This window comes from Dietzia sp. IN118 (assembly GCF_032905965.1).
Classification (GTDB): domain Bacteria; phylum Actinomycetota; class Actinomycetes; order Mycobacteriales; family Mycobacteriaceae; genus Dietzia; species Dietzia kunjamensis.
In genome coordinates this window covers 3173578-3198424 of the sequence record NZ_JAUMSR010000001.1, presented here as the reverse complement: position 1 = coordinate 3198424, position 24847 = coordinate 3173578, and the positions used below count along the sequence as shown (strand labels likewise).

Here is a 24847-nt window from a genome sequence, read left to right as displayed (position 1 = left end):
CCTCACTCTCCAGAGGAGAACCACCATGTCCCGCCTCGAGATCCTCGCCCCCGGGCTCATCACCACCGTCCAGGACTGGCCCGGCCGAACCGGGTACTGGGGCGTGGGCGTTCCGCCGTCCGGTGCGATGGACTGCCAGTCCCTCCGGTTGGCCAATATCGCCGTGGGCAACGCGGAGGGCGCCGCCGGGCTGGAGTGCACGCGCGGTGGTCTGAGGGTCCGGCCGGACTCCGCGGTCACGGTGTGCGTGGGCGGCGCCCACGTGCGGCCCACGGTGGACGGCCAGCCGGTTGCCCAGTGGAAGCCGGTGCGGCTCGAGGCCGGATCCGTGCTCGACGTCCCGGTGATCACGGGGCCGGGCATGCGGGTCTACGTCGCGGTCCGGGGTGGGATCGACGTCGAGCCGTACCTGGGGTCGTCGGCGACCTTCACCCTGGGACGGTTCGGCGGACACGAGGGGCGCTCTCTGGTCGCGGGGGACACATTGTCGGTCGGAGAGCCCGGACCGGGTGTACCCCGCCGGATCCTCGCCGAGGAGATCCCTGCCATCGGGCATCACTGGCACGTCGCCGTGGCCGAGGGGCCCCACGGCGCTCCCGACTTCCTCACCCGCGCCGGGATGGACGAGCTGTACGCGTCCACCTACTCGGTGCACTTCAACTCCGACCGCACGGGCGTCCGTCTCGAGGGGCCGCGACCGAAATGGGCCCGGCCCGACGGAGGCGAAGCCGGACTCCACCCGTCCAACCTGCACGACAACGCCTACTCGGTGGGGGCACTGGACTTCACCGGCGACACCCCTATCCTGCTGGGTCCGGACGGGCCGAGTCTGGGAGGTTTCGTCTGCCCGGTGACGGTGGTCAGCAGCGACCGGTGGAAGCTCGGGCAACTCGCTCCCGGCGACACGGTGCGGTTCGTCCGCGTGCGGGTGGACGCAACACCCGAGCGCGCCGGTATCGGCGGCGCGGGGAGTGCCGGCCGGCCCTACGTCCTCGGTGACGGCGGGGACCGCGACGACGGCGTGCTGGGCCGCGGGCACACCGCCGACGGCGTCACCGAGGTGACGTACCGCCGCGGCGGTGACGACAACGTCCTGGTCGAATACGGGCGAATGGAACTCGATCTCGAGCTGCGCGCCCGCGCCCACGCCCTCTACCTGCACCTGCTCTCGAATCCCGTGCCCGGCCAACAGGACCTCACGCCCGGCATCCGGTCGTTGCAGGTAAAGATCACTCCCGGTCGCAGCTCGGTGGCCGCCACGCTGGACGCCCTGCGTGAGGCCGAGGCCGCCCTGCCGGCCGCCGAGGATCTGGTGGTGTCGAGCAGGCGCGTCCGGCTTCCGCTGAGCTGGGACGACCCCGCCACCAAGGAGGCCATCGAGCGGTACATGTACGGCGTGCGAGACGACGCCCCGTGGTGCCCGTGGAACATCGAGTTCATCCGCCGGATGAACGGCCTGGAGAGCGCCGACGACGTCTACCGCACCGTCTTCGACGCCGAGTACATGGTGCTCGGGCTCGGGGACGTCTACCTCGGAGCCCCGGTGGCCACGCCCCTGGACCCGCGCCACCGCCTCGTGACGACCAAGTACAACCCCGCCCGGACGTGGACAGCGGAGAACTCGGTCGGGATCGGCGGCGCCTATCTCTGCATCTACGGGATGGAGGGGCCCGGCGGCTACCAGTTCGTCGGCCGCACCACGCAGGTCTGGAACCACCGGCACCCTGAACCCGCGCCGGGCTTCGACGCCGAGCACCCGTGGTTGTTGCGGCACTTCGACCGCATCTCCTGGTATCCCGTCTCGTCCGAGGAGCTGGCGGACCTCCGGGCGGATACCGCTGCCGGCCGCGGTCTCGTCGACATCACCGACGACACGTTCTCCCTGGCCGAGCACAATGCCTTCTGCGCGCGGGAGGGCGAGTCCATCGCGTCCGCGAGGCGCCGGATGGAGCACGCCCGCGCCGAGGAGTTCGCGCGCTGGGCCGCCAGTGGGGAGCTCAGCGCATGAGCGCCACGACGACGGGGGTCCACGCAGGCGCTGCCGCTGAGGCGCTGGTCGACGACGTCTTGGCCCGGCTGGCCGAGGCCGACCGGCCGGAGGTGTTCCTGCAGGTCCGCGATCGGGAGGACCTGGTGGCCGACATGGCGGCCTCTCTCGCCGGCGGCGGGCCCCTCGCGGGCATGACCCTGGCGGTCAAGAACAACGTCGACGTGGCGGGACTGCCCACGACCGCCGCTTGCCCGGGTTACGCCTACCTCCCGGAGCGGGACGCGGTGGCCGTCGCACGACTGCGCGCGGCAGGAGCGGTGGTGCTGGGGGCGACGAATCTCGACCAGTTCGCCACCGGTCTCGTGGGCACCCGTAGCCCGTACGGGGCCGTGCGGGCAGCTCACCGCCCCGGCCACATCTCAGGGGGCTCCAGTTCGGGTTCGGCCGTGGCGGTGGCGCTGGGGATCTGCGACCTGGCCATCGGCACGGACACCGCCGGGTCGGGCCGGATCCCGGCCGCACTCAACGGGATCGTGGGGATCAAGCCCACTCTCGGCGTGGTCTCCACCGACGGGGTCATCCCGGCCTGCGCCAGCTATGACTGCGTGACGGTGTTCGCGCGCGACGTCCATACCGCCGGGCGGGCGACCGCGGTGATGGCCGGCGGAGAGGGCACCCGGAGGTGGCCGACGGACACACCACTCGCGGCCGGACCGGGGGCGACGCTCGCCGTCCCCCGTGAGTTGGTGGCGATGGCCCCGGGTTGGGCCGAGGCCTTCGCGGCCGCCGTCGACCGGGCCCGGTCGCTCGGATACCGGGTGGTGGAGATCGACCTCGCGCCGTTCCTGGCGGCAGCGCGGTTGCTCTACGACGGTGCGCTCGTCGCGGAACGATACGAGGCTGTCGGCGGATTTCTCGATTCCGCCCGGGGCGCGGACGCGGGCGTCGATCCGATCGTCGACGGCATCATCGCACCCGCTCGCGATATCGCCGCGGTGGATCTGCTGCGGGACCGGCGGAGAGTCGAGGGGCTGCGACGCGAGGCTCTCGCCGAGCTCGACCGACTGGGTGCGGCCGCCCTGCTCGTGCCCACCGCGCCGTTCCACCCGACGATCGCCGAGGTCGACTCCGACCCGATCGCCCTCAACAGCCGGATGGGTACCTATACGAATTTCTGCAATCTCTTCGACCTCTGCGCGGTGGCGGTGCCCACGGGTGAGATCGACGAGGGGGATCGCGGGAGGGCATCGTTCGGCGTGACCGTGGTGGGGCGGCCCTTCCACGACGGTCCGGTGGCCGACATCGCGGCCGACCTCGCCGGCGACGCCGGGTCCGAGGCGGAACCGTTCGCTCCGTGGCCGCTGCGCGCGGGGGCGCCGGCGGTCGATCTGGTGGTGTTCGGCGCACACCGCCGCGGGGGCCCGCTCGAACACCAGCTCACCTCCCGCGGCGCCGCGTGGCGTGGACCGGTCCGCTCCAGCGCCGACTACCGGATGTACCGGCTCGGCACCGAGCCACCCAAGCCGGGGGTCCTGCGTCACCCGGACGGCGCCGAACTGCTCGGGGAGCGGTGGATGATGTCCCCGGCCGCGTTGGGAAGCTTCCTCGACGAGCTGCCCAGGCCGATGCAACTCGGTCGGGTGACGCTCGAGGACGGCACGGAGATGGTCGGCTTCGGTTGCGAGCCCACGGCCGTCACCCCGGAGGCCGACGACCTCACCGAGCGCGGGGAGTGGCCGATCGGGTGAGGAACGGTTCGATGCCTGATTTCACCGGACGGCAGATCTGCCGGGGGCGGTGGAGGGCGAGTCCATGAGTTCCGCTAATGTCCTACCCCGTGCCACGAGCACGGCCCTGTGGCGCAGTTGGTTAGCGCGCCGCCCTGTCACGGCGGAGGTCGCGGGTTCGAGTCCCGTCAGGGTCGCCGGAGAGAGCCGGTGCATTCAGGTCATCGAATGCACCGGCTCTCGTCTGTGCTGCTACCGCGGCCCCAGCCTCGCCGCGATCGCGTCCCGCGTCGAGGAGAACGTGAACAGGAAGTGTTCGAGCGCTACCTGGGCGTGGCGGGGGAGCAGCGGGGCGACCGGCACGGTGGTCCGCTGCAGGACGTGCCGGCCGTCGAGGATCCACGACGTGCGGTCGTCGTCGAGATTGAGTCGAGCCAGCTCGAGCGCCGCGTCGGACCTGGAGCGCACTCCCCGCACGACCCACGCCCAGATGCGTGCGTACGGCTCGTCCTCGTCGAATGAGACGTGCATCCGGTGGCCGACGTGGTCGAAGACGATGGCCCCGTGGTCGTCGACCACGCAGGCCCGTCCCGTGACTCTCTCGACGATCGCCTCGAACCGTTCCCGGGCGTCCTCGTGGTCGGCCACCTCCACCGCCACGTCGATGGGGTTCGGGTGGTCGGCGGGGTCGTTGCCGATGGGGATCGAGTCCCAGCGGAGCAGACGCAGCGGTCCGGTGTGCCGCCCGACCGTGCCCTGGCAGCGCAGGGTCAGCAGTTGGGGGTGCGGTACCCCGAGCCGGTCGCGGCAGGCATCGACGACCGCCCGGGCGATGGTGGCGGGCGCGGCGGGGGCGGTGTGGGCGATCATCTCCTCCACGAGGGGGTGACCGGCGAGGCGCACGGTCACCCAGGCGCGCTCGCCGCCGGGCGCGAGGTGGACGATGCACCGCCCCCGCGTTCCGGACGCGTCGGACGGCGGGGTGAACTCCATCGCGCCGACCGCCCCCGGCCTGCGGAGATGCCCGGCCAGTGTGGTCTCGAAACCGTCCCAGGGGTCCTCCGCGGGACGCAGCGGCGCGCTGCCCGGGCCGGAGAGCTGGTCACGCACGGCGTCATCCCACCGGTGCGAGGGCGGCCACGTCGTCGACCGCCCGGCGGAGTTCTCGCGAGGCGGTGCAGTCACCGAGCCGTTCGGCGACGGCGTCGGCGATCGCGCGGTAGAACCACAGTTTCTCCTCCGGCCCGGCGTTGAACAGGCCCCACATGTCACCGCCCAGCCGCTCGTGCGCGGTGACCATCGAGCGCAGGTTGTGAATCTTGTCGGCGGCCGAGATGAGCAGGCACTCGTGGGAGTCCTCGGCCAGTCGCGCGAGGTAGCCCTCCTTGCGCACCCGCCACGGCGGGGTCTGGACACCGGCGGTCTTCTCCTCCGACACGCCGCGGACGAGTTCCGTGACCCGCTCGCCGAACTCGGCGGTCATGTCGTCGGCCGAGTACACCGTTGGCGGCACGTCCTCCAGGACGTCGTGCAGCAGCGCCGCGACCGCCACGTCCTCGTCGGAGGTGAAGTCCGAGACGATCAGCGCCACCGCGACCGGGTGGGCGATGTAGGGCGTCGGGTCGTCCTTGCGGGTCTGGCCGGCGTGGCAACGGGCGGCGACCGCGAGCGCGCGGTCGAGGGTGGGGGTCCAGGTGAGCGACATGGTGCACTCCTCGAGGGGAGAGGTCCCGACGCCGGGCGACGCCGCCGGGTCGTGGGTGGAACCGGCGGTGACCGGTGTCCCTTCCACACTCCCGAGTACACACCACGGGTACGACACGGGGGAACCGATCGGCGTGGGGCGCGCGTCGTACATGGTGAGGACGCCACGGGGGCGTCCCGGTAGTAGACCGGAACGACGACGAGGAGGGCTCGTGCCCGACGGGACGATCAGGGCGGATGCCGGGAAGATCGCGAGCGCGGTCTCGGTGTTCCGCGACTGCGGGGAGGCGGCCGCGGAGGTGACATTTCCCGAGGTCACGGCACGTCTGGGCGGCGGTCTTCCGGGCGGGTCGGCGATCGAGCAGGCGGTGGACCGGGCGTGCGGTGCTGCCGCGGTGTGCGCCTCGAGAATCGCGGGTCGGCTCGGGGGCCTGGCCGACTTCGCTGCCGAGGCGCACCGGTTCCTCGAGGCCGAGGATGAGGACTTCGCGGCTCTCCTCGCAGCGGTGGCCCGGCGGTGAGCTGGACAGTCGGCGACATTCGTCGTTGGGACGTGTCCGCAGTGGCGGGCGCCGGCGGCGAGGTCGGGCGGCGGGGCTCGGTGGCGGAGGGCATCCGGAGGGACCTGGTCGACGGTGCGGTGGAGCTGGATGATGGCTGGGACGGGGAGGCCGCTGACGCCGTTCTCGACACCGTGGAACGTGAGAAGTCGCACGTCAGCACGCTGGCTGACGGACTAGAGGATCTGGCTGATGCTCTCCGGGACTCGCACGCTGCGCTGGGGCCGGCAGTTCAGACGGTTCGAGATCGGATCGCCGATGCCGAGGCAGCCGGACTGCAGGTGGGCGAATCGTCGGTGCGTCCGTTGTCTGGTCGCGACGACATCGATCAATCGACGGTAGATGAGCATGCGGAGGCGATCAGCTCCGCGGTCGACACCGTGCGCTCCCTCGATGATCACTACGGGCGCCAGATAGACGGGATCGCCGCCCGGCTGCACGCCGCGATCCCACCTGAGGTCGACCGGTCGCCGATCCCGGGCCCGGACGACCCGTGGCCCGGTCGCGGTGTGGACGCGATGACTGGGGCCGCGTCTCGGGGCTATCCGGACGTCGCCGATGAACTCGATCCACTGACGCGGGGGAAGCACATGCTCAACCCGGCCCCTGACGACTTCGGCAGAGCCGCGGCGACAGGACTGCGGGGACTCGGTAGGGTCGCCGGTCCGGTCGGTGGCGGGCTTACGGTGTACGACGGCGTGAAGGCCCACGCCCAGGGGAAGACGTCGACCGGCGAGGCCGTCGCGGAGACCCTCGGGGCTCTGGGTGGCGGCGCGCTCGGAGGCGCCGCAGCCGGCGCCGTCGCAGGAACGATGTTCGGTCCCCTCGGCACGTTCATCGGCGCCGGCATCGGTGCGGCCGTCGGGACGTACCTGGGACAGCAGGCGGGCGATATGGCTCACGACCGGTACCGGGCCCACACGGCAGAGAGGTGACACGACCATGAGGTATGGGCAGAGATGGGACGACCCGTCGGAACGCGACCCGCACCCCTACGAACACCCCGCCCTGGAACCGGAACCCGGATTCTGGGACGGCAAGTGGGAAGAGTTCAAGCGGCGGTTCATCCAGATGGCCTGGGAGGATCACTACAGCCGGACCGTCCTCATCCTCTCGACGGTGGGATTCGTGGCGACATTCATCTGGATGTGGTTCACCGGTGAAACCTGACGCTCACCCCTAGAACGTCTTGGCGTCGATCACGAACCGGTACCGGACGTCCGAGCTCACAACACGGTCGTACGCCTCGTTGATCTTGTCTGCCGAGATGAGCTCGATGTCGGCCGTGATCCCGTGCTCGGCGCAGAAGTCGAGCATCTCCTGGGTCTCCGGGATCCCCCCGATCATGGATCCGGTCAGGATCCTGCGCCCAGCGGCGACGGACCCTGCCCGCACCGACATCGGCTCGGTCGGGATGCCGATGTTGACCAGCGCCCCGCGCGGCTTGAGCGTGGCGAGGAACCGGTCCATCGGCAGGCTCGCGGAGACGGTGTTGAGGATGACGTCGAAGGTGCCGCGGAGCTCCCGGAGGGTGGCCTTGCCCTCGTCTCCGGCGGTCGCGTAGTGCTCCACGGCGCCGTACTTCAGCGAGTCGTCCCGCTTGGAGGTGGTCTGCGACAGGACCGTCACCTCGGCACCCATCGCCACCGCGAGCTTCACCCCGACGTGTCCGAGTCCGCCCATGCCGATCACCGCGACCTTTGTGCCCGGGCCGACATTCCACTGCTTCAGCGGCGAGAACATGGTGATCCCCGCGCACAGCAGCGGCGCCGCCGCGGCCGGGTCGAGCCCGTCCGGTACGGACACCACCATGGGCTCCTCGACCACGATGTGGGTCGAGTAGCCGCCGTTCGTCACCGGGCCCTCGGGGTCGCCCTCGGGCAGCGGGGAGCCGTAGGTCGCGACCGACCCGCGCTCACACTCCTGTTCCTGGCCGGCCTGGCAGGAGGCGCACTCGTGGCAGGCGCCGACCAGGCACCCGACGCCCACGCGGTCGCCCACCGCGTGCCGGGTGACCTCGGAACCGACCTCGCGGACAATGCCGACGATCTCGTGCCCGGGCGCCACGGGGTAGGTGGTCTTCCCCCACTCGCCGCGCACGTGGTGGATGTCGGAGTGACAGATGCCGGCGTACTCGATCTCGATGAGCACGTCGTCCGGGCCGGTGTCCCGACGCCGGATCGTGGTCTTCTCCAGGGGTGCGTCCGGTGCGGTGGCTGCGACGGCGGCGACGTCCATGTGTGGTCTCCCGTTGATCGAGTCGGATTCGTGGTGCGAACTGTCCAGTCGGAGTGCTCGCCACAGTAGAGGCGCGCGCGTTCCGCTGCAGAAAACCGAGTGCCGGGGCGGTTCCCGTCCGCGATTCCCTAACGCATGTCAGCGCCGTGGTTATGATCCAGACCACACCGCCACCCGTGAAGGAATTCCCACATGGCCGACACCGTCCGTGAGCAACTCCGCCGCCATGCCGACTCCGATTCCGTCGCGATCCGCTACGACGACACCTCGATCACCTGGCGTGACTACCTGGCGGGCGCCGACGCCCGGGCCGGCGCCGTCACGGGGATGTTGGATCCCGCGCGGCCGCTCCACGTGGCCACGCTCCTGGAGAACACCCCGGAGATGCTCTTTGCGTTGGCGGCGGGCGCGGCAGGTGGGTACGTCACCGTCGGGCTCAACGCGACCCGCCGGGGGGAGGGGCTGGCCCGTGACATCCGCAAGGCGGAGTGCCAGGTCATCCTCACGGACCGCGAACTCAAGCCGCTGCTGGACGGTCTCGATCTGGGTCAGGTGAGCGTGATCGACACCGACTCCGACGAGTGGTCGGCGCTGGTGGCGTCGTCGTCCGCCCCCCAGGACCTGCCGCCGGTGGAGGCCATGGACCCGTTCATGCTCATCTTCACCTCGGGCACCTCGGGTGATCCGAAGGCGGTGCAGGTCGGCAACTTCACCGTGACGATGTCCGGGGAGAACCTCGCGCCGTCGTTCGGCCTGACCTCCGAGGACGTGCTGTACCTGTCCATGCCGTTGTTCCACTCCAACGCCATCATGAGCGGCTTCTCCCCGGCGATCGCGGCGGGCGCCACCATGGCGCTGGCCCGCCGGTTCAGTGCGACCCGGTTCGGGGACGACATCCGCCGCTACGGCGTGACGTACATGAACTACGTGGGCAAGCCGCTGGCCTACATCCTCGACACCCCGCCCCGACGACGCCCAGACCACGCTCCGCGCCGCGTTCGGCAACGAGGCCGCGGCCAAGGACATCCCCGCCTTCGCGCAGCGGTTCGGGTGCGAGGTCCGCGACGCCTACGGCTCCACCGAGCTCGCGGTGATCATCGTGCGGACCGAGAACTCACCGCTGGCGTCGATCGGGGAACCGTTCCCGGGGGTCGCCGTGTACGACCCCGCGACCGGACAGGAGTGTCCCCGCGCGGTGTTCGACGACGACGGCGCCGTCACCAACCTCGACGAGTGTGTGGGCGAACTCGTCAACACCGAGGGGGCGGGGTTCTTCGCCGGCTACTACAACGACGACACGTCGACCTCCGACCGCATGAGGGACGGGATGTACTGGTCGGGCGATCTGGCCTACCGCGACGCAGACGGCTTCGTCTACCTGGCCGGGCGCAGCGGGGACTGGCTGCGCGTCGACGGCGAGAACATGGCCACCGGCATCATCGAGGAGATCCTGCTGCGCAACCCGGCGGTCTCGCGGGTCGCCGTCTACGGTCTGCCCGATCCGCGCGGGGTGGGTGACCAGCTCGCCGCGGCGATCGTCCCCCGCCACGACTCGGAGTTGGAGCCGGCCGCGTTCGAGCAGTTCCTCGCCTCGCAGCCGGACCTGTCGCCCAAGGCGTGGCCGCGCTGGGTCCGGATCTCCGTGGACCTGCCCACCACGGCGACCATCAAGATCCTCAAGCGGGAGCTCGTCAGGCAGGGCGTGGGGGCCGCCGGCGCGGACGGCACAGGGTCTGACGGCACCGGGGCAGGCGCCGCGCCGGCGGACACCTGGTGGGAGCGCGACGAGCGGGGCACCGCGTACACCGAGCTGGCCGGGGCGCGGGTGTAGTGGTCTACGTCGTCACGCGGTTCGACTTCCGCGCGCCGGGCGCCGGGCCGGAGGAGCGCCGGGACCGCTACCGCGCGGCCCTCGACATGGCCCGCTACGCCGAGGAGACCGGCCACGACGCCGTCAACCTCTCCGAACACCACGCCTCGGAGGACGGCTATCTGCCGTCCCCGCTCATCGCGGCGTCGGCGGTCGCGGCCGTGACCAGCCGCGTCCCCATCACGGTGTGGGCGCTCATCGCGCCGCTGTACGACCCGGTCCGTCTCGCCGAGGACATCTCGGTCCTCGACCACCTCGCCTCGGGCCGGGTCAGCTTCACCTTCGGGCTCGGCTACCGCCCGGTCGAGTACGCGCTGCACTCACGCGACTGGAGAACCCGGGGCGCTCGTCTCGACGCCCAGCTGGAGACCATCCTGGCCGCCTGGCGGGGCGAGCCGGTCGGAGACGACCCGGCGGACGGCTCCCCGCGGTCCTCGCCCACCCCGCGGCCGTTCTCCGGCCCCCACCCCCTCATCTTCCTCGGCGGTGGCAGGGCGGCCGCCCGGCGGGCCGGGCGACTCGGCATGCACTTCCAGCCGCAGGTCGACGATCCCGAGCTCACCGCGCTGTACCGGGCGGAATGCCTCGCCCACGGGCATCGGCCCGGCCTCGTCGTCGAACCCGTTCCCGGCCCCGCGACGGTGTTCTGCGCCGAGGACCCCGACCAGTTCTGGGCGCGGTACGGCCACCACCTCCTCGCCGACGCCCTCGGGTACCGCGCATGGCAGACCGGCGCCGGCGACGCCGGCGGCACCCGCAACTCCTTCGTGCACTCCGACGCCCGCACCGTCGACGAACTGCGCGACGAGGGTGTCTACGTGGTGGCGACCCCCGACCAGCTGGTACGACTCGTGCGTGCCGGCGACCTGGGGCTCATCACCAACCACCCACTGTGTGGCGGGATCCCGGTCGAGGCGGGCTGGGAGTCGCTCCGCCTGCTCGGCGAGCGGGTCCTACCCGAGGTCCGGTGAGGGGCCCGCCGCCCCCGTAGTCTCGGGCGAATGAGCAACGCGACCACCCGCGGCCCCCTTTCTCAGACCGTCCGCTACTGGGCCATGCCCGCCGCCCTCGGCACGATGGGGGCGCTGCACTTCGTGGCGCCCCGGCCGTTCGACGGACTCATCCCGCCGGAGCTGCCGGGCAGTCGGCGCGCGTGGACCTACGGCTCGGGCGTCGTGGAGGTGGCGGTCGCCGGGCTGCTGGCCGCGCCCGCCACCCGGAGGCTGGGCGGCGCGGTCGCGACCGCACTGTTCATCGGCGTCTTCCCGGGAAACCTGCAGATGGTCCGCGCCTGGCGTCGCAAGCCCGTGTGGCCGTATCAGGTGATCGCGTGGGGCCGGCTCCCGCTCCAGGTGCCGATGATCCTCGCCGCCGACAGCATCCGCCGCGGCGCCTGACCCCGAGGCGGGTGCCTGACCCCGCCCCGGGGCGCGCCCCGCGCTCAGTCGAGGCGCCAGGCCTCGATCCGGGCGAGCGCGTCCCGCTTGACGTCGTCCGGCGCGAACGACGCCTCGATCGACGCCCGCGCCACCCCGACCAGCCGCGCCACCGACACGCCCATCCGTTCGTGGGCGGCCACGTACTCGTCGACTACGTCCACGCCGAACAGCAGCGGGTCGTCGGCGCCGAGTGAGCAGCGCACCCCGGCCTCGAGCAGCCGCGGCAGCGGGTGCTCCTCCAGCGAGGGGTACACGTCCAGCACGACGTTCGAGGTGGGGCACACGTCGAGGCAGGTCCCGCGCTCGGCCAGCAGCTCCAGCACCCGGGGGTCCTCCACCGCGCGGACGCCGTGCTGGATCCGGTCCACGCCCAGCTCGATCGCGGAGCGCACCTCGTCCGGGCCGGCCAGTTCGCCGGCATGGGGCACCACCCCGAGCCCGGCGTCGCGGGCGATCGCGAACGCCCCGGCCGCGTCGGCCACGGGGTTACCGCGCTCGTCGGCGACCAGACCCACCGCGACCACGCCGCGGTCGGCGAACCGCGCGGCCAGCCGGGCGGCCTCCAGTGCGTGCTCGCGGCCGGCGCCGCGGTCGATGCTCACGATGGACCCGGTCCACACGCCGTGACGGCGCCCGGCGTCGGACGCGGCCGGGAGGATGAACTCGAGCGCCTCCTCCGCGGAGCCGAACGCCACCGCCTTCTCGGGGATCGACGCGAACTCCAGCGCCACCACACCCTGCGCGGCGGCGTCGGCGACCACCTCGTCCAGTAGCCGTCCGACCCGCTCCGGGGTGTGGAGCAGATCGATGAGCAGGCCGTACGCGCCGAGGAACGCGGTGAAGTCCGCATATTCCACGAGGGGCGGCACCTCGATGCCGTCCTCCGCGCACCACTGCCTCAGGGTGGCCTCTCGCATCGCTGCCTCGAGGTGCACGTGCAGGTGCGCCTTGGGTAGCGCGGTGAAGCGGTCGCGGGCGCTCGTGCGGGGGGTCATTTCTCGGCCTTGACCTCGCGGGCATCGTCGGCGACGTGCTGGTGGGTCATGGGGTCGGTGCCGTCCCACGAGGAGACGTTCCGCGCCTTGGGAAGGTCGTCGCGGTGGAACACCGGGTTGTGGCCCTTGGCCCGCTGCTGCAGGTAGTGCTGGAGGAGCGCCACCGCGAGACCGCCGAGCGGGATGATCGCGATGAGGTTGATGGTGGCCATGACGCCCATGAACAGGTCGGCGAGGTTCCAGATGAGGTCGACCGAGCCCAGGCTGCCACCGAGGACGGCGAGCACCACGAGGATGCGGAAGGTACGCAGTGCGGCGGGGTTGCCGCGCAGGAAGGTGATGTTGGCCTCGCCGTAGTACGAGTTGCCCAGGATGGAGGAGAACGCGAGGAAGAAGATGACGATCATGAGGAAGGGGACGCCCCAGTCGCCGACCGAGGCGGCCAGCGAGTCCTGGGTGAGCGTGATGCCCTCGCGGTCACCGCCGAACTCCGGGTTGGCCAGCAGGATGATGAAGGCGGTGGCCGAACACACGATGATGGTGTCGAAGTAGACGCCGAGCGCCTGGACGAGGCCCTGCTTGACCGGGTGGGAGACCGATGCGGTGGCGGCGGCGTTGGGCACCGAGCCCATGCCGGCCTCGTTGGAGAACAGTCCGCGGCGCATGCCCTGCATGATGGCCGCGCCGACCGCGGCGCCGGCGACCTCGCGGAGCCCGATCGCGTGCCCCACGATGAGGGAGATCATCCCCGGGACCTCGGTGATGTTGAGGGCGACGACGACGAGGGCGACGACGATGTACGCCACGGCCATCACGGGGACCAGGATCTCGGTGACCGCGGACAACCGGCGGACGCCACCGAAGATTACGGCGCCCACGAGGAGGGCGAGGGCGATGCCGATGATCAGGCCCGGGGTGAAGCCCTCGAGGGAGAACTGGTTGCGGACGGACTGCGCGATCGAGTTGGCCTGGACGGCGTTGAACACGAACCCGTAGGTGACGGTGATGATCACGGCGAAGGCGATGGCCAGCGGTTTCCAGCCCAGCCCGTCGCGGATGTAATAGGCGGGCCCGCCCACGTAGGAGTCCTTGCCCTTGACCTTGTAGAGCTGGGCCAGGGTGGACTCGACGAACGCGGTGGCGCCGCCGATGATCGCGAGCAGCCACATCCAGAACACCGCGCCCGGCCCGCCGACCGTGATCGCGATCGCGACGCCGGCGACATTCCCGGTACCCACGCGGGAGGCGGCGGAGATGGTGAAGGCCCGGAAGGCGGAGATGCCCTTCTTGTCCTCCTCGATGTCCGACGGCTTCTCGAAAATCGCCCTGATCATTTCCGGGAACATCCGGATCTGGACGATGAGGGTGGTGACGGAGAAGTAAAGACCGGCGACGACGAGTAGCGCGATCACCGCGTACCAGTAGACGTCGTTGATGGACACGATGAAATCGGTGACAGCGCTCACACGGTGACGGTATCGGATCACGGCCGCGGAGGCGATCCGACCTACCCTGGGAGTCGTGACCGACTTCGCACCGACTGCCCCGGACGTCGCCCTGCTCTTCGAGGGCGGCGGTATGCGGGCGGTGCACACCGCCGGTGTCGTGGAGACGCTGATCGAGGCGGGCATCCACACGGGGTTGGTCGCGGGGATCTCGGCGGGTGCCTCCCACCTGGCGAACTACGTGTCGCGCGACGCGGTCCGGGCCCGCAAGAGTTTCGTGGAGATGGCGGCGGACCCGAACTTCGGCGACTGGCGCAGCTTCGCCCGCGGCAAGGGTCTGTTCAACGCCGAGTACATCTACGAGCAGGCCGGACTACCGGACGAGGTGCTCCCGTACGACTTCGAGACGTTCGACGCCAGCGGTACCGAGGCGCGGATCGGGACGTTCCGCTGCTCCGACGGCGAGACCGTCTTCTGGGGCGAGGATGACATCACGTCGATGAGCGACCTCATGAGGATGGTCCGGTCGTCGTCGACGATGCCGGTGTGGATGCCGCCCGTGCTCATCGACGGCGAGTACTACGTCGACGGGGCGCTGGGTCACGACGGCGGGATCCCGCTGTCGGCGGCTCGCGACGCGGGATACGACAAATTCCTGGTGGTGCTCACCCAGCCGCACGGGTATCGGAAGATCCCGCCACGACGGCTGACGCCGTTCTACCGCTCCTACTTCCGCCGGTTCCCGGCGGTGGGGGAGGCGCTGATGCACCGCTGGGCCCTCTACAACGAGACCCTCGACGAGATCGAGGCGTTGGAGGAGTCGGGCGAAGCACTGGTCTTCCGCCCGCACCGGGTGATGATCCGCAGCTACGAGCGGCGCGTCGACCGTCTCGCCGAGGCGTATGTCCTCGGGCGGGAGCAGGCCAGGCGTGAGGTCGACACCTGGCTCGACTTCTGCGGGATGTAAAGCTTCCGAAATCGCGACACGCCCCGGTGGCGGACCACCGGGGCGTGTCGAATCAGATCAGGAGCCGAACAGCTCCGCGCCACCACTGAGGGTGCCGAGTACGTAGGCCGGGAGGCGCAGCAGGCCGTCGATGGCCGCCGAACCGAACGGCGCGGGGATGAGCTCGGCCGAGCCCGCTGCAAGTCCTGCCCAGAAATCAGAGAACATGGTGTGTCCTTTCGATGTGGTACCCACCAGCTGTGGGCTATGTCTCAGACAGTACGGTCGGTCGCGGGGCCGACGCCACCGCCGAATCGTGAACTTTCCGCTCCTTAACTAATTGCCTAACCGTTATGCTGCACGGTTCCCACTTTATGAGGAAATGCCTAGGCTGACGACGGGGCGTCTGAGGTGCAGATCCGCCACGGTGACGGGTCGTCAGACCAGCTCCGGAAGGAGTGCATCATGGGAAGTCTCGTAGAGCTCGCCGGGTCGTCGATGGCGGCGGCCGGCAGTCTCGTACAGGAGTCCGGCTCGACCCTCGTGGATTCGGCGACGTTCCTCCCGTTCCACATCGTCCAGATCCTCTGGGGGACCCTGTTCGGCATCGCCGGGGATCTCGGCTCGACCTTGCCGGGGGCCTGAACTCGACGTCACCTGAGTGACGACGGGCGGGCGGGGGTCGGTTAGGTCACCCTGGATAGACAGACCAGTCTGTTCTGACTATTGTCGCGGGCATGACCGATACTGCAGCCGCCCCCCGCCCTGCTCGTCCCGCGCGGGCGCCCAAGCCGCAGGGGCAGTGGAAGATCGACGGCAAGCTGACGCTGAACCACAACGAGGAGTTCAAGCTCACCGACGACGCGCTCAACGTGCGCCAGCGGATCCTGGACACGTACTCCAAGGAGGGCTTCGCCTCGATCCCGTCGGACGACCTCTCCGGCCGTATGCGCTGGTGGGGCCTGTACACCCAGCGTAGGCAGGGCCTCGACGGCTCCCGCACCTCCAAGCTGGAGGCCGACGAGCTGCAGGACGAGTACTTCATGATGCGCGTCCGTACCGACGGCGGCGCGGTCACCACCGACCAGCTGCGCGTACTCGCGGGGATCTCGACCGACTTCGCCCGCGGCACCGCCGACATCTCCGACCGGCAGAACATCCAATACCACTGGATCGCCATCGAGGACGTCCCCACCGTCTGGCAGCGGCTCGAGGACGTGGGGATCGACACCGTCGAGGCCTGCGGCGACTGCCCGCGCGTCATCCTCGGCAGCCCGGTGGCGGGCGTCGCCGAGAACGAGATCCTCGACCCCACCCCGGTGATCGCCGAGATCAAGGCCAAGTACATCGGCACCCCCGAGTTCTCCAACCTTCCGCGCAAGTTCAAGTCCGCCATCACCGGCCACCCGAGCCTGGACGTGGTCCACGAGATCAACGACATCTCGCTGGTGGGCGTCGAGCATCCCGAGCTCGGACCCGGTTACGACCTGTGGGTGGGCGGCGGCCTGTCCACGAACCCGCAGCTCGCGACCCGCATCGGCGTGTTCGTCCGCCAGGAGGAGGCCGCCGAGGTGTGGGCCGCCGTCGTGGGCATCTTCCGCGACTATGGCTACCGCCGCATGCGCACGCGCGCCCGGCTCAAGTTCCTCATCAAGGACTGGGGCGCCGAGAAGTTCCGTCAGGTCATGCAGGACGAGTACCTGGGCCGCGAGCTGCCGGACGGGCCGGCACCCCGGCGTGGCGTCGGCTCCGGTGACCACGTGGGCATCTACGAGCAGAAGGACGGCCGCTACTACGTGGGCGCCGCCCCGACGGTCGGCCGCGTGGGCGGCGAGAAGCTGGCGCAGGTCGCCGACCTCGCCGAGGCCGCGGGATCCAAGCGCGTCCGCTTCACCCCGCACCAGAAGCTGCTCGTGCTGGACGTCGAGCCGGACAAGGTCGACCAGCTGGTCGACGGACTGGCCGAGATCGGCATGTACGCCCGCCCGAGCTCGTTCCGCCGCGCCACCATGGCGTGCACCGGCATCGAGTTCTGCAAGCTCGCCTTCGTCGACACCAAGGACACGGCCACCGCGCTGGTCGACGAGCTGGAGCGGCGCTTCGCCGACGACGCGCCCCTGCGCACGCCGCTGTCGATCCACCTCAACGGCTGCCCCAACAGCTGCGCCCGGATCCAGACCGCCGACATCGGGCTCAAGGGTCAGCTGCTCGACGGCGACACCCCCGGATTCCAGGTCCACCTGGGTGGCGGGCTGGCCTCCCAGGACCAGGAGTCGGGTGGGCTCGGGCGCACGGTCCGCGGCCTCCGCGTGCCGTCGGCCGAACTGCCCAACTACGTCGAGCGCGTGATCCGCAAGTACATGGACACCGGTGCCGGCGGCGAGACCTTCGCCGAGTGGGCGCACCGGGTGGACGAGGAGGCCCTCGTATGACGGCTGTAGCTCTGGACCTGCTGCCCCGCAGCACGGTCCTCACCCCCGGCCCCGGTCGGAAGCGCACCGCCGCCGAGCTCAAGGCGATCGCCGAGGAGGCCGGCCGTCGCTTCGACGACCGCGGCCTCTACGGGAACCACTCCGAGATCGACCCCGCCGAGGTCCTGGCGTGGGCGGGCGAGACCTTCGGTGACGCGCTCGCGGTGGCCTGCTCCATGGCCAACACGGTCGTGCCGGAGATGACCGCACCCCACGCCCCCGGCGTGGACGTGCTGTTCCTCGACACGAGCTACCACTTCTCCGAGACCGTCGGCGTCCGCGACGCGCTCGCGGCCACTCCCGGTCTCAACGTGGTGGACGTCCGCAGCCCGGCGACCCGCGAAGAGCACGAGGCCGCCCTCGGCCCGCGCCCCTTCGAGACCGACCCCGAGATGTGCTGCCGCCTGCGCAAGGTGGAGCCCCTCGACGCCGCCCTGTCCGGCTACGAGGCGTGGATCACCGGCCTGCGCCGTGTGGACACCGACCACCGGGCCGGCGCGGCCATGGTCGAGTGGGACGAGAAGCACTCCATGGTCAAGATCAACCCGCTGGTCGCGTGGACCCTCGAGCGCGTCCACGACTACGCGGCCGAGCACGGGTGCCTGCTCAACCCGCTGCTCGACGACGGCTACCCGTCGATCGGCTGCGAGCCGTGCACGCGCCGCGTCGAGGCCGGAGCGGATCCCCGCTCGGGCCGCTGGGCGGGATCGTCCAAGACCGAGTGCGGCATCCACCTGTGACCAGCGCGCTCTCGGCGCCGCCCGCCGGCCCGGCACCGACGCCGGCGCTGGACGGGCTCCCGCTCACCGTCGGCCTCGCCGGTCGCGAGGTGCTGCTCGTCGGCGCCGGGCCCGTCTCGGCCCGCCGGGCGGAGACCTTCCTCGAGGCCGGCGCGATCCTGCGCGTGGTGGCCCCGCGCGTCGACCCGGCCATGGCCGACCTCGCGGAGCGGGCGTCCGACCGCCTCGTCGTCGTCACCAGGTCGTTCACCCCATCCGACCTGGACAGTCCCTGGATGGTGCACGTCGCCACCGGCGCCCCCCATGTCGACGCGGAGATCGCCGCCCTGTGCGAGCAGCGCCGCATCTGGTGTGTCGCCGCGGGGGACGCCGGGCTCGGCTCGGCGCGGGTGCCCGCACGGACGGCCGTCGCGACGCCCGCCGGCCTCGTGCGCATCGCGGTCGACTCCGGCGACCCCCGGCGATCGGTGCGCGTGGGACGCCACGTGGCGCGCTCGCTGGCCACCGCACCCGCGGGCCTGCGCGCGCGTCGCCGCCCGGCCACCGGGTGGGTCGCGCTCGTGGGTGGCTCCGGCGACGGTGACCTGCTCACCGTGCGAGCCCGACGCCTCGTCCACGCCGCGGACGTCCTGGTCACCGACGGCGCGGCCGACGCCGCGCTACTGACGGAGCTCGACGACGACGTCGAGGTGCTCGAGACCGGACCCGGCCTGCCCGCCGCCCGCGTCGCCGAACTGGTGGCGACGCGGTTCGCCGCGGGTCACGGGGTCGTGCGGATCGCGGCGGCGGCCACCCTGGCCGCGCGGGCCCGCGAACTCGACGCCGTCGGGGTGGAGTTCGAGGTCGTCCCCGGCGTGGTCTGAGCAGGGCAGTCCGGGCAGGGCGGGCGTCTACTCCCAGGCGGCGGTGAGGGCGTCGTCGATCCCGTCGCGCACCGCGCCACGCACCTCGTCGATCGCCGGCGGGGCCCCCGGGTCCTCCCATGCGATGGGCCGACCCGCGGCCAGCACCGGGCGTCGCGGTGGTGTCCTGGCGTGCTCCCGCTCGTGGTAGACGATCCCGACCGGTAGGACCGCCACCCGGCCGCCCTCCACGCGGACCCCGCGGACCATCTGGCCCACCCCCTTCTTGACCGAGTCGAGACGGAGCGTGCGCAGGTCGTCGGCCGAGGAGTTGGTCCCCTCGACGAACGTCAGGACCACGCCGCCCGAGGTGAGACGATCCACGCAGAGACCGATGAGCCGGGCCGCCGCCGCATCGTGCACCTCGCGTGCCGTGCCCTGGTAGTTCTTGGCCCGGAACACCGGGACCGTCCCCGTGTACTCGAAGACCGGGCGCAGCGGGCTCCGGAAGAGCGGGTCCTTGGTCAGGCCCGTGCCGCTCGACAGGAACCGGACCCGCTTGTCGAACACGCCCGAGGCCAGGACGAACGGGTCGTGCTTGGACGGGTGGTTGGCGGCGACGACGATCCCCACCCCGGCGTCGTGGAGACGGTGCAGCTCGGACACGGTTTCCGGCGCGATCCGCAGCTCGGGGGCATAGACGGCCCCGACGAGAGCCAGCAGCGGGTGGGTGACGCCGTCGCGCCGACGACCGGGGCCGTAGAAGTCGTACACGGCCTCCCAGTTGGCCACGGTCACCTCTGGCCGCGCACCCCGCCTGCCGCCTGCGTTCATCCCCCCAGTGTCGCCGAGCGGGTGCCGCCCCGCACCCGGATTGCGGCATGCTCGAAGGGTGAGCGCTCCCGGGATGACGTCATGAACCCCCGCCTCCTGCTGGTCGCCCACGGCACCCGGGCGGCGGCCGGCCGCCGCGTGCTGGGTCGGGTCCTGCTGGAAGCGCGTAAACAGCTGGCCGGCGTGGACTGCCGACTGTCCTGGGTGGACGTCCAGTCACCCGGCCCGGGCCGGATACTCGCCGACGGCGCACCGACGGTCGTGGTCCCGGCCTTTCTCGCCCGCGGCTACCACGTCACCCACGACGTCGGGCAGGCCTGCCGCGACGCGCCCGGCACGGTCGTCCAGACGCCGCACCTCGGCGCGGAACCGGAGGTCGTGCGGGCGCTGATGCAGCGGCTCGCCGAGGCCGGCGCGGTGGGCGCATTCGGCGCGGACGCCGTGGTCCTGGGCGCGGCGGGGAGTAAGAACGCGTCGTCGATCGCGGAGACGAGGGCGCTCGCCGCCAGGCTCTCCGACCTCATGGGCGTGCCGGTGATCTCCGGTTTCGCTTCCGCGGCGGTCCCGACCGTCGCCGAGGCGGTCGAACAGTTCCGCACCGAGGGGCGACGACGGGTGGCGGTCGCGACCCACCTTCTCGCCCCCGGTTTCTTCGCCGATCGAATGGCCGCGGCAGGCGGGGATATCGTCTCTCCACCACTCGGCGCACACCCGGAAATCGTCGATCTCATCGTGCGGAGATATCGCGAGAATTCCGGCTCTCTCGGTCACTGAACAACTGTGGAATATCCCCGGAAAGTTCAGCACTGAAAACATTGTCGAGAAGTGTTACCCAAAACATGCGTGTGCGTATGTCGACCTCCCGGTGCATAATGTCTTCATATAGAGAGCAGAGCCGGCCAAGGGAGAAGAACACATGGCACAGCAGTTCCAGGTGCAGTACATCGACGACCTCGACGGAACGGATCTCGGCAGCGACGCCAATACGATCACGTTCGCATTCGACGGTAAGGAATACACGATCGACCTCAGCGACGAGAATGCTGAGAAATTCCGCGAGGTAATGGCTCCGTACGTGGAGAACGGCCATCGTGTCTCGTCCAGTGGCAAGGCCAAGCCTGCACGCCGGGCCGCGGCCAAGTCGTCGTCGTCCTCGGGCGATACCAAGGCGATTCGCGAATGGGCCCGCAGCAACGGTTACGAGGTCTCCGACCGCGGCCGAATTCCGTCCGACATCATGGACGCCTACGCCGCGGCCAACTGATACGGACACCGGTCTGTACGACCAACACACGGACGCGGACTAACCCTGTCGCCACTCGACGAGGCGACGAACTGGAATCGCGTGCAAAGGTAAGGCCCACAGTCCCCGCGAGGGGCTGCGGGCCTTTCTTTTCGCACGCTGACCTTTTCGCACGCTGACCTTTTCGCACGCTGACCGCTCGGGGCCCGCCGACTCTCTCGAGTTGCCCGGCCCGGCGCCGAATTCCCTTGTCCTGGTTCAGCCGGGTCGTGCGTCCGGAACGGACCGAAGCCGACGCGCAGCCATGCGTGGACCGGAACACCGTCACAGCAGGTGGGACACCGTTGCCACGGCGTGCTCGGCGGCGCCGGCCCGGCGCGGGGCGCGGGTGTGATGGCGGCGCCACGACATCGGCATCACGGCGTCCGCCGCGACACGCCACGCCGCTATGACGCCGATGTCGTCGTCGTCGTCGTACCCTGCCGGGGTGACCCCTTCCTCGCCGCGCGCGGCCACCCGCGCCTCGACCCAGGCCGCGACCCGCGCCCCACACCACGCCCAGTACGACGAGGCGCTGCGCCGGGGGATCCTCGACGAGGCCACGCGACGGCTCCGGGACGCGGCGCCGGAGACGCTGGGACTGCGGCCGCTCGCCGCCTCCCAGGGCACCTCCACCACGGCGATCTACACGATGTTCGGCGGCAAGTCCGGCCTGCTCGCGGCCGTCGCGCACGAGGCCGACCGGCAACTGGCGGCCGCCCTGCGCGAGTCGCTGCGGCACGACAGCGTCGAGGGCGACATGCGGTCGCTGTGCCGCGCGTACCGGCGGTGGGCACTGGAGAACCAGGGCCTGTACGGGCTGGTCGTGGGCGAGCCGGTGCGGTCGCCGCGAGCCGGGATCGCCGGGGCCGGGGACGGCAGGGGTGGGGACAGCACCGTCGACGCGCTGTGGCGCGAACCGCTGCTCGAGGTGGTCGACGCGGCCGTCGACGAGGGCGTGTTCCGGTCGGCCGACGTGCACGAGACCGCCACCACGATCTGGGCGTCGCTGCACGGGGTCGTGTCGCTGGAGCTGAGTGTGTGGCGGTCCTCGCCCAGCGCCGAGCAGTACTTCGAGACGCAGCTCGCGGCGATCCTGCGGTCGTGGGCGGCGGGGTCGGCGGGCGGCTCGGCCGGGTTCGGCGCGTACGCCGGCGCCACCGGCACGGACGGGGTGGCCCGATGAGCGAACGCGCCTTCTTCACCCTGGACGACAGCGGGGCGTACCTGCCCACCCGGTACGCCCGCAGCGCCTGGTCGGACAGCATGGTCAACGGCCCGGCCGTCGTGGTGGCGGCCGCCCGGTCGCTCGAGCACGAGTTCGGTGCCGAGGAGTTCCAGCCCGCCCGCCTCACGGTGGACCTGTTCGCGCCGGTGCGCAACGAACCCCTGGTCGTGCAGACCGAGGAGATCCGCAGCGGCAACCGCATCCGCGTGGCCGACGCGCGGCTGATCCAGGGGGACAAGGCCGTCGCCCGCGCCACGTTCGTCCAGCTGCGCCGCGGTGAACAGCCACCGGGGACGGTGTGGCGGTCCGGCCGGGAGCTCGCGGTGCCGGCCGACGCGGATCCGGGGGAGACCGGGCCGGGGACCAACGTGTTCTTCGGCAGCGGCGAGCCCGGCCCGTCGTGGGACCGCGACATGGGCGTGCACCAGAACGACCAGCGCAAGCGCTTCTGGATCCACCCGCTGGACGTGGTGGAGGGGGAGGCGGCCTCCCCGTTCCAGCGGGCCGTGATCGTGTCCGAGTCCACGAGCCTCATGACGCACTGGGGCGACGAGGGGATCGGCTTCATCAACGCCGACCTCACCGTGGCGCTGGCCCGGCTGCCCCGGTCGGGGGACATCGGGATCGAGGCCGACGAGCACGTCAGCGCGGACGGCGTGGCCGTGGGCACGGCCTCGTTGTTCGACCGCGACGGCATCTTCGGCACCGGCACCGTGGTGGCGGTGTCCAACGCGGGGCGACAGATCGACTTCACCCGCCGCCGGGCGGACGGCAACGACCGCCCCGGGTCCGACGAGGCGACGCGCGTATGACCTCCCGGCTCGCCTATTCCAGGATGCTCGACGCGCTCGAGGCGCAGGTCGGGTTGGTGCGGTACGCCCTGGCCGGGGACGGGCTCGGGACCGGTGCGGACGTCACCGCCCCGGTGGTCTCGTGCCCGGGCTGGACCGTGCACGACCTGGTGGTCCACCTGGGCGCGGTCAACTGGTGGGGCGCCGCCACGGTCCGCGAGGCCACGCCCGACACCCGGACCGGGGGCAGGGGAGCGGTCATGGAGTCCGCGCCGCCGGTGACCGAGGGCGCCGCCGCGCTTGCCGACTGGTACTCCGGTCTCACCGCCGAGATGATGGCGACGTTCACCGACACGGCCCCCGACGCCCTGGTCTGGACCTTCTCCGGCCCGGGCCGCGCCGACTTCTGGCCGCGGCGCCAGCTCCACGAGACCTTCGTCCACCGCTGGGACGTCGAGAACGCCCTGCACGGTGCCGCCGCGACGACGCCCGTGCCGGAGGACGTCGCGGTCGACACGATCGACGAGTTCTGTACCGTCATGCGCCCGCACATGGCCGCCCACGTGCCGCCGCTCGCGGTGACGATCCGCCTCCGGGGCGTCCCCCACGCCCCGGAAGGTCCGGCCGCGGTGGGCCTCGCCGCGGGCGCCGAGCCGGTCGGGGCGGGCGCCCTCGGCGCGCTGGAGTGGGAGCTGCCCGGTACGGACGGTGCGGGCCCCGACTCCACGGGCGTTGTCGAGGTGGCGGGGCCGCCGGAGACCCTCTCCCTGCTGCTGTGGGGCCGCGTCGGCGCCGACGCCGCGGGCCTGGAGATCACCGGTGATCGCAACGGCCTCGACGCCGCCCTGGAGGCCGGACTGTCCACGTGAGCGGACCGACGCAGTGAGGTTCCCCGCCGCGGTGGCACTGGTCGCGCTCGGTGGCGCGGCCGGGACCTACGCGCGCGTCGTGGTGTCACTGGTGGTCCCCGATCCGGCGCTGGTGGCGACCCTCGCCGTGAACCTGGTGGGCGCGTTCGCGCTCGGGTACCTGGCGACCCGGCTCGCCGACGGTGCTGACCGGGATGGTGCTCGCCCCGGCCGGGAACGACGACGAGGTGTGCGACTGCTGCTCGGGACCGGCTTCTGCGGGGGATTCACCACCTACTCCCTCATCGCCCTGCAGGCCGCGATGCTCATGGGCCGGGGCGATGTCCCCGTGGCCGTCCTCTACGGCGCCACCACGCTGGCGCTGGGCGCGGTGGCGACGATGCTCGGGATCGTCCTGGCGTCCCGGGGGCGACCAGACCGGGCGCGGGCGACCTCGTGAACATCACCGTGGTGCCCATGACGTGGGATGACGCCGCCCTGGCCGGGTGGCTCGCGCTGGGAGGGGGCGCCGGCGCGGCACTGCGGTACGTGCTGGACGTGGCGGTGTCGTCGCGCTGGCGGCGCCCGTTCCCGCTGGCGACGTTCCTCATCAACGTGTCGGGTTCACTGGCCCTCGGCCTGCTCGTGGGGTGGTTCTACGCCGGCGCGGCGAAGCCGGGGTGGTCACTGGCCGTCTCCGTGATCGGCACAGGTCTCCTCGGCGGGTACACGACGTTCTCCACCGCGAGCTACGACACGCTCCGCCTCGGCCGGGAGGGGCGGGTCGTCATGGCGCTGGCCTACGCGGTGGGCACGATGGCCGCGACGATCGCCGCGGCCGCGTCGGGCTTGTGGCTGGGCGAGTGGTGGGCCACGGTGTAGTGATGGGCACGGTGT

General features: G+C 71.3%; 27 protein-coding genes, 1 tRNA gene and 1 pseudogene. 21 read left to right on the top strand and 8 right to left on the bottom strand.

The annotated features are described in order from the left end of the window. The first annotated feature begins 25 nt into the window (after positions 1 to 25). The 3 genes from Q2K20_RS15260 (at position 26) to Q2K20_RS15250 (ending at position 3914) form a co-directional block, all read left to right on the top strand. The gene (locus Q2K20_RS15260) at positions 26 to 2008 is read left to right on the top strand and encodes a 5-oxoprolinase/urea amidolyase family protein (protein WP_067715418.1); all 1983 of its coding nucleotides are present in this window, start codon (positions 26 to 28) and stop codon (positions 2006 to 2008) included. Further along, positions 2005 to 3738 carry an allophanate hydrolase gene (gene atzF, locus Q2K20_RS15255; RefSeq protein ID WP_067715416.1) on the top strand — a complete coding sequence of 578 codons (1734 nt, stop codon included), beginning with the start codon at positions 2005 to 2007 and terminating at the stop codon, positions 3736 to 3738. Before Q2K20_RS15260 ends, atzF begins: the two co-directional genes overlap by 4 nt. Before the next feature lie 102 nt (positions 3739 to 3840). Next, positions 3841 to 3914: transfer RNA gene (locus Q2K20_RS15250), tRNA-Asp, on the top strand. A 55-nt stretch (positions 3915 to 3969) separates the two neighbouring features. Here the strand turns inward: Q2K20_RS15250 and Q2K20_RS15245 are convergent. Both Q2K20_RS15245 and Q2K20_RS15240 read right to left on the bottom strand, forming a co-directional pair. Continuing rightward, positions 3970 to 4827 carry a T3SS (YopN, CesT) and YbjN peptide-binding chaperone 1 gene (locus tag Q2K20_RS15245; RefSeq protein ID WP_067715413.1) on the bottom strand — a complete coding sequence of 286 codons (858 nt, stop codon included), beginning with the start codon at positions 4825 to 4827 and terminating at the stop codon, positions 3970 to 3972. A 4-nt stretch (positions 4828 to 4831) separates the two neighbouring features. Further along, positions 4832 to 5509 (bottom strand): HD domain-containing protein, encoded by a 678-nt coding sequence (locus Q2K20_RS15240; RefSeq protein ID WP_253701980.1) that lies wholly within the window; start codon positions 5507 to 5509, stop codon positions 4832 to 4834. Positions 5510 to 5633: 124 nt separating this feature from the next. Here Q2K20_RS15240 and Q2K20_RS15235 point away from each other — a divergent pair, with 124 nt between their 5' ends. From Q2K20_RS15235 to Q2K20_RS15225, 3 genes are read left to right on the top strand one after another with little or no spacing between them, the layout of a single operon-like run. Continuing rightward, positions 5634 to 5942, top strand: a complete 309-nt coding sequence (locus Q2K20_RS15235) for a hypothetical protein (protein ID WP_067715410.1) — start codon at positions 5634 to 5636, stop codon at positions 5940 to 5942. Further along, positions 5939 to 6916, top strand: a complete 978-nt coding sequence (locus Q2K20_RS15230) for a WXG100 family type VII secretion target (RefSeq protein ID WP_317176918.1) — start codon at positions 5939 to 5941, stop codon at positions 6914 to 6916. Before Q2K20_RS15235 ends, Q2K20_RS15230 begins: the two co-directional genes overlap by 4 nt. Before the next feature lie 7 nt (positions 6917 to 6923). Next, positions 6924 to 7151, top strand: coding sequence for a hypothetical protein (locus tag Q2K20_RS15225; protein ID WP_007626596.1), 228 nt, complete (start codon positions 6924 to 6926; stop codon positions 7149 to 7151). Between the two features lie 9 nt (positions 7152 to 7160). Here Q2K20_RS15225 and Q2K20_RS15220 read toward each other — a convergent pair whose 3' ends face one another. Next, positions 7161 to 8219: an NAD(P)-dependent alcohol dehydrogenase gene (locus Q2K20_RS15220; protein WP_067715405.1), complete on the bottom strand. Its 1059-nt coding sequence runs from the start codon at positions 8217 to 8219 to the stop codon at positions 7161 to 7163. A 192-nt stretch (positions 8220 to 8411) separates the two neighbouring features. On the opposite strand from Q2K20_RS15220, the pseudogene Q2K20_RS15215 reads away from it, so the two are divergent. The 3 genes and pseudogenes from Q2K20_RS15215 (at position 8412) to Q2K20_RS15205 (ending at position 11486) form a co-directional block, all read left to right on the top strand. Beyond that, a pseudogene (locus tag Q2K20_RS15215) lies at positions 8412 to 10050 on the top strand (AMP-binding protein). Continuing rightward, positions 10050 to 11060 (top strand): LLM class flavin-dependent oxidoreductase, encoded by a 1011-nt coding sequence (locus Q2K20_RS15210; RefSeq protein ID WP_317176917.1) that lies wholly within the window; start codon positions 10050 to 10052, stop codon positions 11058 to 11060. Before Q2K20_RS15215 ends, Q2K20_RS15210 begins: the two are co-directional and overlap by 1 nt. Positions 11061 to 11090: 30 nt before the next feature. Then, positions 11091 to 11486 (top strand): hypothetical protein, encoded by a 396-nt coding sequence (locus tag Q2K20_RS15205; protein WP_216635315.1) that lies wholly within the window; start codon positions 11091 to 11093, stop codon positions 11484 to 11486. A gap of 44 nt (positions 11487 to 11530) precedes the next feature. Here Q2K20_RS15205 and add read toward each other — a convergent pair whose 3' ends face one another. Next, a complete protein-coding gene (gene add, locus Q2K20_RS15200; RefSeq protein ID WP_283468037.1) occupies positions 11531 to 12523 on the bottom strand; it encodes an adenosine deaminase in 993 nt (330 codons plus the stop codon). Next, the gene (locus tag Q2K20_RS15195) at positions 12520 to 13989 is read right to left on the bottom strand and encodes an alanine/glycine:cation symporter family protein (RefSeq protein WP_317176916.1); all 1470 of its coding nucleotides are present in this window, start codon (positions 13987 to 13989) and stop codon (positions 12520 to 12522) included. Before Q2K20_RS15195 ends, add begins: the two co-directional genes overlap by 4 nt. Positions 13990 to 14044: 55 nt before the next feature. On the opposite strand from Q2K20_RS15195, the gene Q2K20_RS15190 reads away from it, so the two are divergent. Beyond that, the gene (locus Q2K20_RS15190) at positions 14045 to 14935 is read left to right on the top strand and encodes a patatin family protein (RefSeq protein ID WP_227022125.1); all 891 of its coding nucleotides are present in this window, start codon (positions 14045 to 14047) and stop codon (positions 14933 to 14935) included. Between the two features lie 57 nt (positions 14936 to 14992). On the opposite strand, the gene Q2K20_RS15185 is transcribed toward Q2K20_RS15190, so the two are convergent. Continuing rightward, positions 14993 to 15142 carry a hypothetical protein gene (locus Q2K20_RS15185; protein WP_172812132.1) on the bottom strand — a complete coding sequence of 50 codons (150 nt, stop codon included), beginning with the start codon at positions 15140 to 15142 and terminating at the stop codon, positions 14993 to 14995. 237 nt (positions 15143 to 15379) lie between these two features. Between Q2K20_RS15185 and Q2K20_RS15180 the strand changes: the two genes are divergently transcribed. The 4 genes from Q2K20_RS15180 (at position 15380) to Q2K20_RS15165 (ending at position 18988) form a co-directional block, all read left to right on the top strand. After that, positions 15380 to 15559 (top strand): hypothetical protein, encoded by a 180-nt coding sequence (locus Q2K20_RS15180; protein ID WP_143337720.1) that lies wholly within the window; start codon positions 15380 to 15382, stop codon positions 15557 to 15559. 92 nt (positions 15560 to 15651) lie between these two features. After that, positions 15652 to 17346, top strand: a complete 1695-nt coding sequence (locus Q2K20_RS15175) for a nitrite/sulfite reductase (RefSeq protein ID WP_269504749.1) — start codon at positions 15652 to 15654, stop codon at positions 17344 to 17346. After that, a complete protein-coding gene (locus Q2K20_RS15170; RefSeq protein ID WP_096906293.1) occupies positions 17343 to 18125 on the top strand; it encodes a phosphoadenylyl-sulfate reductase in 783 nt (260 codons plus the stop codon). Before Q2K20_RS15175 ends, Q2K20_RS15170 begins: the two co-directional genes overlap by 4 nt. Beyond that, complete coding sequence (locus tag Q2K20_RS15165) at positions 18122 to 18988, top strand: NAD(P)-dependent oxidoreductase (protein WP_317176915.1); 867 nt, start codon at positions 18122 to 18124, stop codon at positions 18986 to 18988. The genes Q2K20_RS15170 and Q2K20_RS15165 overlap by 4 nt, the downstream gene beginning before the upstream one ends. Before the next feature lie 27 nt (positions 18989 to 19015). On the opposite strand, the gene Q2K20_RS15160 is transcribed toward Q2K20_RS15165, so the two are convergent. After that, complete coding sequence (locus Q2K20_RS15160) at positions 19016 to 19801, bottom strand: lysophospholipid acyltransferase family protein (RefSeq protein ID WP_317176914.1); 786 nt, start codon at positions 19799 to 19801, stop codon at positions 19016 to 19018. 81 nt (positions 19802 to 19882) lie between these two features. On the opposite strand from Q2K20_RS15160, the gene Q2K20_RS15155 reads away from it, so the two are divergent. Both Q2K20_RS15155 and Q2K20_RS15150 read left to right on the top strand, forming a co-directional pair. After that, positions 19883 to 20575, top strand: a complete 693-nt coding sequence (locus tag Q2K20_RS15155; protein WP_269504757.1) for a sirohydrochlorin chelatase — start codon at positions 19883 to 19885, stop codon at positions 20573 to 20575. A 142-nt stretch (positions 20576 to 20717) separates the two neighbouring features. After that, a complete protein-coding gene (locus Q2K20_RS15150; protein ID WP_069389515.1) occupies positions 20718 to 21065 on the top strand; it encodes a histone-like nucleoid-structuring protein Lsr2 in 348 nt (115 codons plus the stop codon). 303 nt (positions 21066 to 21368) lie between these two features. On the opposite strand, the gene Q2K20_RS15145 is transcribed toward Q2K20_RS15150, so the two are convergent. Continuing rightward, positions 21369 to 21560 carry a hypothetical protein gene (locus Q2K20_RS15145; protein WP_269504759.1) on the bottom strand — a complete coding sequence of 64 codons (192 nt, stop codon included), beginning with the start codon at positions 21558 to 21560 and terminating at the stop codon, positions 21369 to 21371. Here Q2K20_RS15145 and Q2K20_RS15140 point away from each other — a divergent pair. From Q2K20_RS15140 to crcB, 5 genes are read left to right on the top strand one after another with little or no spacing between them, the layout of a single operon-like run. Next, positions 21532 to 22269, top strand: coding sequence for a TetR/AcrR family transcriptional regulator (locus tag Q2K20_RS15140; RefSeq protein ID WP_244200930.1), 738 nt, complete (start codon positions 21532 to 21534; stop codon positions 22267 to 22269). The genes Q2K20_RS15145 and Q2K20_RS15140 overlap by 29 nt on opposite strands. Continuing rightward, positions 22266 to 23123, top strand: coding sequence for a thioesterase family protein (locus tag Q2K20_RS15135; protein ID WP_269504762.1), 858 nt, complete (start codon positions 22266 to 22268; stop codon positions 23121 to 23123). Before Q2K20_RS15140 ends, Q2K20_RS15135 begins: the two co-directional genes overlap by 4 nt. Next, complete coding sequence (locus Q2K20_RS15130; protein WP_269504763.1) at positions 23120 to 23971, top strand: maleylpyruvate isomerase family mycothiol-dependent enzyme; 852 nt, start codon at positions 23120 to 23122, stop codon at positions 23969 to 23971. Before Q2K20_RS15135 ends, Q2K20_RS15130 begins: the two co-directional genes overlap by 4 nt. A 13-nt stretch (positions 23972 to 23984) precedes the next feature. Further along, complete coding sequence (locus tag Q2K20_RS15125; protein ID WP_069389737.1) at positions 23985 to 24410, top strand: fluoride efflux transporter FluC; 426 nt, start codon at positions 23985 to 23987, stop codon at positions 24408 to 24410. A 17-nt stretch (positions 24411 to 24427) separates the two neighbouring features. Beyond that, the gene (gene crcB / locus Q2K20_RS15120; protein WP_069389739.1) at positions 24428 to 24832 is read left to right on the top strand and encodes a fluoride efflux transporter CrcB; all 405 of its coding nucleotides are present in this window, start codon (positions 24428 to 24430) and stop codon (positions 24830 to 24832) included. Positions 24833 to 24847 lie beyond the last annotated feature (15 nt).

What these genes read in the sequence shown, in the direction of transcription:
- atzF (WP_067715416.1), top strand. Translation starts at nt 2,005, where the DNA reads ATGAGCGCCACGACGACGGGGGTCCACGCAGGCGCTGCCGCTGAGGCG.
- Q2K20_RS15155 (WP_269504757.1), top strand. Translation starts at nt 19,883, where the DNA reads ATGAACCCCCGCCTCCTGCTGGTCGCCCACGGCACCCGGGCGGCGGCC.
- Q2K20_RS15260 (WP_067715418.1), top strand. Translation starts at nt 26, where the DNA reads ATGTCCCGCCTCGAGATCCTCGCCCCCGGGCTCATCACCACCGTCCAG.
- Q2K20_RS15170 (WP_096906293.1), top strand. Translation starts at nt 17,343, where the DNA reads ATGACGGCTGTAGCTCTGGACCTGCTGCCCCGCAGCACGGTCCTCACC.
- add (WP_283468037.1), bottom strand. Translation starts at nt 12,523, where the DNA reads ATGACCCCCCGCACGAGCGCCCGCGACCGCTTCACCGCGCTACCCAAG.
- Q2K20_RS15180 (WP_143337720.1), top strand. Translation starts at nt 15,380, where the DNA reads ATGGGAAGTCTCGTAGAGCTCGCCGGGTCGTCGATGGCGGCGGCCGGC.
- Q2K20_RS15225 (WP_007626596.1), top strand. Translation starts at nt 6,924, where the DNA reads ATGAGGTATGGGCAGAGATGGGACGACCCGTCGGAACGCGACCCGCAC.
- Q2K20_RS15130 (WP_269504763.1), top strand. Translation starts at nt 23,120, where the DNA reads ATGACCTCCCGGCTCGCCTATTCCAGGATGCTCGACGCGCTCGAGGCG.
- Q2K20_RS15150 (WP_069389515.1), top strand. Translation starts at nt 20,718, where the DNA reads ATGGCACAGCAGTTCCAGGTGCAGTACATCGACGACCTCGACGGAACG.
- Q2K20_RS15220 (WP_067715405.1), bottom strand. Translation starts at nt 8,219, where the DNA reads ATGGACGTCGCCGCCGTCGCAGCCACCGCACCGGACGCACCCCTGGAG.
- Q2K20_RS15135 (WP_269504762.1), top strand. Translation starts at nt 22,266, where the DNA reads ATGAGCGAACGCGCCTTCTTCACCCTGGACGACAGCGGGGCGTACCTG.
- crcB (WP_069389739.1), top strand. Translation starts at nt 24,428, where the DNA reads ATGACGTGGGATGACGCCGCCCTGGCCGGGTGGCTCGCGCTGGGAGGG.
- Q2K20_RS15185 (WP_172812132.1), bottom strand. Translation starts at nt 15,142, where the DNA reads ATGTTCTCTGATTTCTGGGCAGGACTTGCAGCGGGCTCGGCCGAGCTC.
- Q2K20_RS15205 (WP_216635315.1), top strand. Translation starts at nt 11,091, where the DNA reads ATGAGCAACGCGACCACCCGCGGCCCCCTTTCTCAGACCGTCCGCTAC.
- Q2K20_RS15175 (WP_269504749.1), top strand. Translation starts at nt 15,652, where the DNA reads ATGACCGATACTGCAGCCGCCCCCCGCCCTGCTCGTCCCGCGCGGGCG.
- Q2K20_RS15160 (WP_317176914.1), bottom strand. Translation starts at nt 19,801, where the DNA reads ATGAACGCAGGCGGCAGGCGGGGTGCGCGGCCAGAGGTGACCGTGGCC.